The sequence below is a fragment of the Streptomyces sp. NPDC056948 genome (assembly GCF_042674225.1).
Lineage (GTDB): Bacteria > Actinomycetota > Actinomycetes > Streptomycetales > Streptomycetaceae > Streptomyces > Streptomyces purpurascens.
In genome coordinates this window covers 1-9,978 of the sequence record NZ_JBHUQX010000190.1, presented here as the reverse complement: position 1 = coordinate 9,978, position 9,978 = coordinate 1, and the positions used below count along the sequence as shown (strand labels likewise).

General features: G+C 69.9%; 7 protein-coding genes. All 7 read right to left on the bottom strand.

Translation table 11 applies throughout. From position 1 onward, the window contains the following. Positions 1-46: 46 nt before the first annotated feature. A complete protein-coding gene (locus ACFTZL_RS24045; protein WP_382586397.1) occupies positions 47-445 on the bottom strand; it encodes a hypothetical protein in 399 nt (132 codons plus the stop codon). Then, positions 429-2,552: a hypothetical protein gene (locus ACFTZL_RS24040; RefSeq protein ID WP_382586395.1), complete on the bottom strand. Its 2,124-nt coding sequence runs from the start codon at positions 2,550-2,552 to the stop codon at positions 429-431. Before ACFTZL_RS24040 ends, ACFTZL_RS24045 begins: the two co-directional genes overlap by 17 nt. Next, positions 2,549-4,333: a hypothetical protein gene (locus tag ACFTZL_RS24035; RefSeq protein ID WP_382586392.1), complete on the bottom strand. Its 1,785-nt coding sequence runs from the start codon at positions 4,331-4,333 to the stop codon at positions 2,549-2,551. The genes ACFTZL_RS24040 and ACFTZL_RS24035 overlap by 4 nt, the downstream gene beginning before the upstream one ends. 97 nt (positions 4,334-4,430) lie before the next feature. Beyond that, on the bottom strand, positions 4,431-5,753 hold the full coding sequence (locus ACFTZL_RS24030) for a tyrosine-type recombinase/integrase (protein WP_382586389.1): 1,323 nt from the start codon (positions 5,751-5,753) through the stop codon (positions 4,431-4,433). Positions 5,754-6,176: 423 nt separating this feature from the next. Continuing rightward, positions 6,177-7,163: an NADP-dependent oxidoreductase gene (locus ACFTZL_RS24025; protein WP_382586386.1), complete on the bottom strand. Its 987-nt coding sequence runs from the start codon at positions 7,161-7,163 to the stop codon at positions 6,177-6,179. A 289-nt stretch (positions 7,164-7,452) separates the two neighbouring features. After that, on the bottom strand, positions 7,453-8,565 hold the full coding sequence (locus ACFTZL_RS24020) for an NADH:flavin oxidoreductase/NADH oxidase (RefSeq protein ID WP_382586383.1): 1,113 nt from the start codon (positions 8,563-8,565) through the stop codon (positions 7,453-7,455). A 230-nt stretch (positions 8,566-8,795) separates the two neighbouring features. Continuing rightward, the gene (locus ACFTZL_RS24015) at positions 8,796-9,944 is read right to left on the bottom strand and encodes an XdhC family protein (RefSeq protein WP_382586413.1); all 1,149 of its coding nucleotides are present in this window, start codon (positions 9,942-9,944) and stop codon (positions 8,796-8,798) included. Between the last annotated feature and the right edge of the window lie 34 nt (positions 9,945-9,978).

Here is a 9,978-nt window from a genome sequence, read left to right as displayed (position 1 = left end):
GGCTAGAGTTGGGATGACGCCCGCCTGCCCCGTTCCTCGAGTCGGCTCACTCTCGACGGGCGAGAGGCAGTGGGACGACGACGCCAGAGCGCTTTGCGAGTTGCTCGCGAAGGGCGGCGTTCTCGGCGAGAAGGGTGGCGATGACGGTCGCTGCGGCGTCAACCTGCTGCTGAAGTCGTTGGCGCTCTTGCCGGTTGCCCCTCAGCTGTCGGCGGAGGCGGGTGATCTCCTCCTGCTGATGTTGATCGCGCAGACTGGCGGGACTTCGGCCGACGCGGTTATCCCACTCCGCGAGGACGGCAGTCGCACGGTTCATCGTCGCTCGGCTGACGCCGGCTTCTCGCCAAAGGTTGTTCTTGATCAGCTTGCCGTCGGTGCGGGTGGGCTGGCCGCTGAACAGGCGTTCCATCGCCTCGCGCAGAGCCTGCTCAGTCTTTGCGGACACCGTCGGAGGGGTCATCGGGTGCCTTTCGGATCAGGCGGTCGACGTCGTGGAGCTGTTCAGTGAGCAGTGCCCGGCGATTGGGCGGGAGCTTGCGGGTGGCGAGCAGCTCGGTGAGCGAGGCTCGTTCCGCGGTCCAGATGGGCAGGTGAGCGGGGGCGATGACGCTGTTCGCGCAGCGGGAAGGCTGGCAGCGGTCGATGAGCGGGCCTTGGTGGCCTTCGGGGACGATCGCGTCCTCGAGGCATTTGGCGCCGACTGGGTTGGCGTCGTCCAACGTGCAGTGGTTGAGCTTGCCGAAGCGGACGGACAGTCGCGTGCGGCGCAGGAGGTCGAGTTCGACCCGGAGATCGCCGCGCTGCGCCTGGTTGGTCGCTCTCATCTCGGCGGCCTTGGCGCGGATGACGGCGAAGGTCTCGCGCAGGCGGTCGGCGCCCGGTCCGTAGCCGATCGGCTTGCCACGGCCGTCGGCGGCGAAGAGCTCGGCCAGCCGCTCGAAGCGACGCTCGCTGATGGCGGTCCTCAAGTGCTGGGCCCAGGCGGGCGAGGGCTCCGTGTAGCCCTGGGTGGTGGTATTCGCGAGCGCCCGGGTGGCGACGTGCTTGAGCTGCATCCCGACAGCGATCTCCGAGCCGGGAAACTCCCGGGTGAGCATCGCCATGGTGCGGCGGAACATGTGCGGGGCCAGCTTCCGCTCGGGAATCTGCGAAAGCCCGGTGATGTGACGGTTGTTGTTGGCGTGCCTGACGAAGCAGGTGATCGCGTCGCCGCTGTCGAAGTGGTTGATGGGCGACTTGGCCTGCACGGACGCGAAGGCGTACTCGTCATCGATCGACAACTCGGCCGCCGTGGCGATCGCCTTGGCCACCGGCTCGATGATCCACCAGTGCCGGACCGGCAGGTCCGGGTCCAGCTTGTGCTTGGTCGCCTTCACTGCCGGGCTGCCGTAGTACTCGACGACCGAGTCCTTGAGGATGTCGCGGACCTCGATGTTACGCATCATCGACAGCCCCACCACCAGCACGAACGCCGCGTTGCGCAGCGCGGTGTACTCGATCCACAGGGCGGGCGGGTGCAGCGAGTGGCGCCAGGGGCCCCGGGTGCCGTCGGGGCGTTCGACCTCGGCCAGGCCGGGCAGGAGCCCGGGCTGCGTGCGGCCGGCGGCGACCAACTCGGTCACGCGGGCGCGGGCCAGGCGGCCCGCCGCCGTACCGGGGGCGAAGAGATTCGATGTGTCGCCGAGGCCGAGCATGGCGGTCAGCAGCGCCCAGTTCACCGGCGTCGTAGTGCGCGGGTGGCGCAGCGGGTCGTCAGGATGCCAGACCGGGACCCTGCTGACAGGGTCGGCAAGCCACGTGCTGAGCCGACGACGCTGCTGTACGGCTCCCAGGTGCCGCCGCGTGGTCTGGAGGTTCTTCCAGTGGGCGCGGGCGCGCAGGATGTCGGGGCCGAAGACGTCGACGTACGTCCAGGCCGCGCGGATGAGCGGGAACCACGTCCCTGGCTCGACCACCTCAGTGCGCAGCCTCGACTCCCGCACTAGGCCCAGGACTTTCGCGCCGGTCTGACCGGGCCAGGGGTCCGCAGGCAGTCCCATGGTGAGCACAGGGGCGACCTGGTGCAGCAGTTTGACCACCGTGATGTGGGCGCGGACGGCGGTGTCGTCGGTGGTGTTGCGGCGCTCGGTGATGTAGCGGTGGAAGTCCTCGACCGCCCACTGGGCGTAGTCGTCGGGCAGGCCCTCGGCGGTGCCGAACGCGGCAAGCGCGCGCAGGACCTGGCCGCGGGCCCGCTGGGTGGGGACCTTTCGCGGGGTCGGCGGCAGGTGCACGCCCGCGGCGAGGACGGCGGGATGGCGTGGGTTGAACTCGATCATCGCCAACTCACGGGCGAGGAGGTTCTGGCCCGGACTGAGGTCGGTGAACGGCAGCCTCCACTGGCCGGTCAGGTGGCTCGCCGGGCGGCGCAGGACTCCGTTGAAGTCCCAGCAGGTGCTCTCGCCGAAGGAGGGCGATGATGCGCCGGCCAGCAGCGGCAGGGACTGCAGGACGGGCTCGTCATCGGCGAAGACGCTCGACCGTGGGGAGAGGGGGTGCTGTCGGCCGGTCATTCGAACTCCACCTGGGTGGCGAGTGGAAGGTTGAGGGTCAGCCCTTCGTCGGCGATGCGTTGGCGGGCGTGGGTGATCTCGTCGCTGGTGCGCAGGCTGAGGGCCTCGAGGACGTTGGCGCGGCTCTGCCCCCACAGGGCGTGGAAGTGCGCCGGGGCCAGGCGGTTCTGGAGCTGTTCGAGATGGGCGGCGAACAACAGCAGTTGAGGGAGATTGGAGGGCAGGACGAAGGCGTTGCGGCACTCCAGGCAGCGGGTTGGAGCGACCGGGCATAGCTGGCCGGGGCGGCCGAACGGGGAGGCGAACGGGTCCCGGCAGTTGGAGACGCCCATATCCAGCTCACCGGAACGCAGTTGCTCGACGTCCTCGGCGGACAGGCCGAGAGTCTCGGCGGCGCCCGGTTCCACCAGCGCCTGCTCGGCCTCGTCGCTGAGCACGACCGGGCCGTTCAGCGCCTTGTCGAGCCAGTGCCGCTGGGCGGTGGTGATGACGCTGCCTGAGATGACGCGCAGGGTCGTGCCGTGGGCGTAGTGGGTGCGGAAGGTCTCAGCGGTGTGGTCGTCGGCGATGTCGCTGATGCGGCCCTTGAACGCGATGGCCTTTTCGACCTTCCCCGATTTGCGCAGCCGGCGGATGTCGGCCGGGCCCTGGATCGTCATCTCCTTTGCCCTCAGCCAGTCCGCCAGCCCTGCGCCGCTCCCCTTTCCGACGAACCGCCGGATGGTCAGCGCGTAGTGGTCGACGGACGCGCGCAGGAACAGCGGGACCGGGGTGATACCGGCTCGCTCGGCCAACGGACGGGCCATCTGCAGCATCTGATGGGTTAGCTCAACGGCATCCAGCCGCGGCGCGGCCGGGTGCAGGTCACGTTGGTCCTCGTCCGGTTCCGTGCCGTAGGAGCGGCGCTGCACGGTGCGGGCACGGCGTTTCGTGAAGTCGATCAGCACGCTCTGGGGGCCATACTCAAGGTCGTCCTCGTCGAGCGCGACGACTTCCTCGGAGGCCCTGCCGGTGGCTGCCATCAGCAGGATCCGGTAGCTGTGCAGATCCATGTCGGTGGGGAACAGCGTTGCCAACAGGCGGCGCAGCAGGTACCCGCGGGCCAGATGCGGCAGCACGTCGCCTGGGACGAGTTCACGCAGCGCGGGCGGCCACTGTGGCAATGTGGGCAGATGGCGCGCGATGTCCTCGCAGGTCCACGCGTCGTTCGCCAGCGCCCACAGCAGGTCGCGCGGCTCTATCCAGCCGCCAAGGGCAGGATCACAGCCCGCGGCCGCGAGCACCCATCCGGTTCGGATTCTCGCCTCGGTGGCGAGCCGGTCTGTCCAGGCGGCCTGGATGAGCTTCTTCTTGTCGGCCCGGGTGAACTCGTCGACCTCCTCGCCCCGGCCGCGCCGCAGACCGACGGCGCCCTGCACCCAGCCGTCCAGGTGTCCGGAGACCGGCCGGTTCGGGTGCGCGATCCTGCGCGCGATGAGGACCCTCAGCCGCCCGGCGAGCGCGTGCGGGTGTCGCGATCCCGCCGGGTAGCCGGCCGGCAGCAGCCTGATCCACTCTGTCACCGCGTAGTGCAGGTCCGGCATTTCCCGCGCCAGCGAGGCGTCCTGTGCTGCCGCGACCGTCGCGTCGACGTGGGTGCAGAAGCTGCTGATGGCGCGCCGGTACGTGCGGCACGATCCCTCCCGGAAGCCTGCCGACGCCGCCAGCTCGACCCATTCGTCCGCGAGCTCGCTGGCCAGTCCAGCGCAGGTATGAGCTGCGGGGTCGAAGACGACCGTCATCGGGCGGTCTTGCGGATTGAGCCCGGTCACCTGCCGCAACCCAATACGCGTGTTGTCCGCCGGCTGAGGCGTGTGGCCGGGAAATCCGCTTCTGTACTCACCCCTGCGTGGCACCGGCGGGCTCCAGATGCATCAGGCGGCGGGCGACGGTCACGTAGGAGGCGCCGCCCGCCGCGCTCCAGCGGCGGAACGCGGCGTCGACCTCCCGCATCGGGTCCTTGAGATACCGGATGTAGCGATAGGTCGTGGAGGGATGGGCATGGCCGAGCCGGCGCTGGACGACCAGCAGGGGGTTGCCGACCATGTGCTCCAGCAGCGTCGCCATCGGCGTCTGCTCAGCATCGACGTCATCGAGAGCCTCGCGGGTCAAGAAGACCAGCAGCCGCAGCGCGAACGTATGCCGCGTGTCGTGGAAGACCCAGCAACGCCGGGGCAGTACCGGGGCTGCCTCGTGCACGCTCCACTGCTTCATCCGCTTCCACGCCCGCCAGCGGATGCGGTCCCAGCCCGAGCCGGTGAGCATCCGGCCGCCCTGGCCGATGAACAGCGCCAGTGGATCCAGGCCGCCGCCCGTCTCCAGCACGGTGACCCGCCGCAGACCCGGCTTCATGTCCTTGATCACCCGGGTGACCGTGACGCCCTCCAGGACACCGCGGACCCGGGTGCCGTCCCCCTCGATCCGTTGGACCAAGAACAGGTCGCGCACCTGGCGCCGCAGCGTGCGCTGCGCTGTCGCCACGATCCCCGGCCGCTCCAGCAGCAGATAGGGGTCCAGCAGTTCCATCGCGTCCCTGGGCACGTAGACAGACCGCGGCCGTCCGTACTTCGCACATGCCGCCAGGTCGACGTCCGCGACCGCGGGCCGACGGCCGCCGGCCAGGCCGAGCTCGGGCAGCAGCAGGGTCGACCACTCCTGAATCCGCATCCCCGTCATCAGCGCCAGCTCCAACGCCGAGCGGTTTCGGTGCGGCCGCCATCCCCGGAAACCCAAGTCCAGTCCGCCGCCCGGCTCCAAGCCACCAAACCCGACGTCCCGGAAGAACAGGTACTGGTCAAGCTCCATGTGCCGGACCCGCGGATCCCGGCTCACCCCGCTGCCCAGGGACTCCCCGCGTCCCGTGGCCCGCCAGGGCCGGCCGCTCACGTAGCCGACCTGGGCCAGGTAGTCGTAGAGCCTGCCGATCGCGGCGGCATCCCGATCCCAGGTGGCCTCGCCGACAGTCTCCTCGGCGTCCTCCCGCCGCCACCGCCGGAACTCCAGCACGTCGTTCTCGGTCGCCAGCCGCAAGTCCAGGCCCCGTGCTGTAAGGAAGTTGAGCAGCATCAAGACGGTGTAGGCGTACGCCCGCATCGTCTTCGCGTCCAGGCCCTGTTGGCCGATCACCCGGAACCAGCTCGACAGCGGCTCTACTGGGCGCATCACCTCGTCCACAAGGATCGGCGTGCCTGTCGGAATTCGTCGCCGTTCAAACAGCTCACTCAGGTCCGCAGGGCGAACTCCGGCCAGGTCCCCCACCTTCCAGACCTTCCGCCGGTCTGTGAAGAACAGCTGCACCGAGCCCCCAGAGACAAGCACCTCGCGGGATCGAGGGACCAGTCAGCCACCCTGCCTGACCAGCACGGCAGTGGCCACATTCGGCTCTCAATGTCACCCGAAGGAGAGTGGGCAACACGGCGACCCCTGAGTGCGCCACTCGCACACGGCGAGGCCACTTTCGCGCCGGCAGGCGAACTCTCTCTGCCAGCGTCGGCATGACCCCGATCAGGTCGTGGCGTGCGGTGTGGTGATCGACCCGAACGTCGTGTGATCGGCCGATACTGCGTCCGAGCGCTGCGGTGGGGTTCACATGGCTGCCGCAGGTGGGAACTCAAGGACGAGCCGCCCCCGCAGGCCGCCCTTCTCGAGCTGCCGATGAGCCTGGGCTGCCTGGTTCGCCGGCAGGGTCGCCGCGACTCGGAGGGTGAGCTCACCTGATTCGACCTGTTCGCGTAGCTGGATGATGGCCGCCGTGTCGGTGACGCGTGTGCGGACGTTCACGGGATGCACAGTGATGCCGCGGCCGGGATCGCCGTCCCACAAACGGACGACCGCGATCTGGCCGTTGTCGCGGATAGCCGGCGTTATCCGCTCGTGCAGCATGGCGCTGTCCGCGACGGCGTCGACCCCACCGGGCACCACGTCCAGTACGCGCTGTGCGATGTCGTCGCCACGAGGGACGAAAGTGTCGGCGCCGCGGGAGCGCAGCCACTCCTCGTCCTGCTCGGAGGCCACCGCGACGACGTGCAGGCCCTCCGCTGCGGCGAGCTCAACGACGTAGCCGCCGACGGCTCCACCGGCTCCGGTGACGGCCAGTGTCGAGCCGGGGGCGAGTGCGAGGAAGTCCAGGACGCACCGGGCAGTCAGCGCGTTCATGAGAAACGAGGCGGCCTCCGCGAACGTCGTCCCGGCAGGCTGACGCGTGACCGACGCGGCAGGCAGGACCACGTACTCGCTGTAGCCGCCGTGACGGCCGTGGTTGTCGACGATGCCGATCAGCGGATCGCCTTCGGACAGTCCGTACGCGGCCCTGACGTCGTCTGCGACCTCGTCGAGCGTCCCCGCTACGTCCATGCCGGGGATGAAGGGAGGTTCGAGATCGCGGTACCACTCGGTGAGGGAGCCGTCGCGGAGCATGACGTCGGCCGGGTTCACCCCGGCGGCGTGCACCCGAACCAGTACCTCGCCGGGACCGGCATGCGGCTCCGGAAGTTCGACGGTGCGCAGCACCTCCGGGCCGCCGTAGGTTCGGACGCCGATCGCTTGCATGGATGAGGGCTGCTGTGCGCGCATGAACGGGGCGTTCCTTATCTTGGGTGCCGACGGTCGGCTGAGGCCCGTCCGCAGCGGGCAGGGAGCGTGAGGACCGTCATGCGGTGTTGATGGCGAAGCGCCGACTGGCGGGGCCGTCGCAGCTTCCGTATGAAGATCAATATGTGTGGTCGAAGTGGGTCGCGCCGCTGACCGGTTTTGGCTCCTTCGGCTCGGCTGCCTGCGCGACGCCGTCCTCAGGACAAGGCCGGTCGTCTCGGCCCTCGTGGAGCGACGCGGGTCGTGTGCTGGTGCAGCGGATGCCGTTCTCTCAGCGTCGGCTGCTCCGTCGTACGGCGTAGCCGTACTGCTCGGGCCAGCGGGGCTCGGCGCCGAGTTCGAGGGCGGCGTGCTGGGGCCAGTACGGGTTGCGCAGCAGTTCGCGGCCGAGGAGGACGGCGTCGGCCTGTCCGGTGGCGACGATGTCCTCGGCCTGGGCGGGTTCCAGGATCAGGCCGACGGCGCCGGTGGGGATGCCGGTCGCCGCCCGGGCTTGGGCGGCGAAGGGGACCTGGTAGCCGGGCGCGACGGGGATGGTGGCGTCGGCGACCATGCCGCCGCTGGACACGTCCAGCAGGTCGACGCCGTGCGCACGCAGTTCCTTGGCGAGGCGGACGGTGTCGTCGCCGGTCCAGCCCTCACGGTCGTCGTCGGGGTTCTCGGTCAGCCAGTCGGTGGCCGAGGTGCGGAAGAAGACCGGCAGGTTTTCGGGCCACACCATGCGTACTGCGTTGACGACCTCCAGCGCGAAACGCAGTCGGTTCTCGAAGCTGCCGCCGTAGGCGTCGGTGCGGTGGTTGGAGACCGGGGAGAGGAAGGAGTTGATCAGGAAGCCGTGGGCGCCGTGCAGTTCGACCACCTGGAAACCGGCGGCCAGCGCGCGCCTCGCCGACTCGGCGAAGTCGCGCACCAGTTGCTGGATCTCGTCCAGGGTGAGCTCGTGGGGAGCGGGCCGTCCGGCGAACGGCTCCGGGCTGGGGGCGACCGGCTGCCAGCCGCCCTCCGCCTGGGGTATGTACCCGCCGGTGAGCCAGGGCTTGTCGACGGACGCCTTGCGGCCGGCGTACGTGAGCTGGATCGCCGGGACCGAGCCGTGCGAGCGGATGGCCGCGGTGATGCGGGCGAACGCCTGCTGCTGGCGGTCGTTCCACAGGCCCAGGTCCCAGGGGGTGATCCGCCCGTCGGGTCGTATCCCGGTGGCCTCGGCCATCACGAGACCGGCGCCGCCGGCTGCCCGGCTGGCCAGGTGGGTGAGGTGGAAGTCGGTCTGCACCCCGGTCTCCGGCCCCTCCTGGGCGGCGGAGTACATGCACATCGGGGATGTCCAGACGCGGTTGGGGATCTCCAGTGACCGCAGGGTCAGGGGGGTGAACAGGGCACTCACGGGTGGTTCCTCATCGGTTGGGTCATGTCGGCCTCGGGCGGCCAATACCTTGGGCGGTTGGGGGCGGCGTTTCTTGGGGGTGCCGCATCTCTTCGGGTCCGGGCCGTCAGGGGTGGGCGAGCGATCCAGCGCGGTGCGAGGGTTGGAGAACCGTCACTGGCCTCGGCTCGTTTGCAGCCGAGAGGCGTCCCGTGTCCCGGTGGGATCCTGCTGCTGCGACGGTCGGGTCGTCACGCGGCTGTTCGTGCGGCCGGTGAAAGGTCGCCCGAGACAGGTTGGTGGATGGGGCCGGTGCTGTGGGACAGGGGCAGGCCGGTGCGGTGGTTGGTGTGGGCGATGATCTCGGCGGTGATGGAAATCGCTGTCTCCGCAGGGGTGTGGGCGCCGAGGTCGAGGCCGATTGGGGAGTGCAGGCGGGTCAGTTGGTCGTCGGGTACGCCGGCTTCGCGCAGGGCGTCGAGGCGGTGGTCGTGCGTGCGTCGGGAGCCCATGGCGCCGACGTAGCCGACCGGGAGGTCGAGGGCCCGGAGTAAGAGGGGGATGTCGAACTTGGCGTCGTGGGTGAGGACGCAGACGGCGGTGCGGGAGTCGACTTCGGTGTGTTCCAGGTAGCGGTGGGGCCAGTCGACGACGACTTCGTCGGCGTGGGGGAAACGGGCGGGCGTCGCGAAGACGGGGCGGGCGTCGCAGACGGTGACGTGGTAGCCGAGAAAGGCCCCGGCCTGGCTGAGTGCGGCGGCGAAGTCGACCGCGCCGAAGATCAGCATGCGGGGGCGGGACGCGTGGGTGTGGACGAGGACGGACAGTCGGTCGGGGCAGGTGTCGGCATCTCCGCCGACCTCGACGAGGCCGGTGCGCCCGGCGCGCAGCAGCGCGCGGGCCTGTGCCGCCACCGCCCGGTCCTCGCGCGCGCCGCCCAGGGTTCCGTAGTGGGCGCTGCCGTCGCCGAACAGGCAGAGCATGCGGCCGACGAGTTCCTCCGGGCCGTCGACGATCTGGGCCACGGCGGTGGGACGGCCCGACACCACCTCTTCCAGGGCGATGGTGAGGTGGGGCTGGGCCGTTGGCTCCACCTGCTGTACCAGGACTTCGATTTCGCCGCCGCAGGTCAGGCCGACGGCGAAGGCGTCGTCGTCGGAGTAGCCGAACCGGGCTCGTGCGGGTGTGCCGCCGTCCGCCAGGACCTGTTGGCACAGTTCGTAGACGGCTCCTTCCACGCAGCCGCCGGAGATGCTGCCGACCGCCGTGCCGTCGGCGTCGACGGCGAGTGCGGTGCCGGGTGGCAGGGGTGCGCTGCCGCTGACCTGGATGACGGTGGCGAGGGCGAAGGGGCGGGCCTCGCGACACCAGTCGTAGAGCGTGTCCGCGATGTTCAGCATGGGCGGGTCTCCGGGTGGGACGATGTGGGGCGAC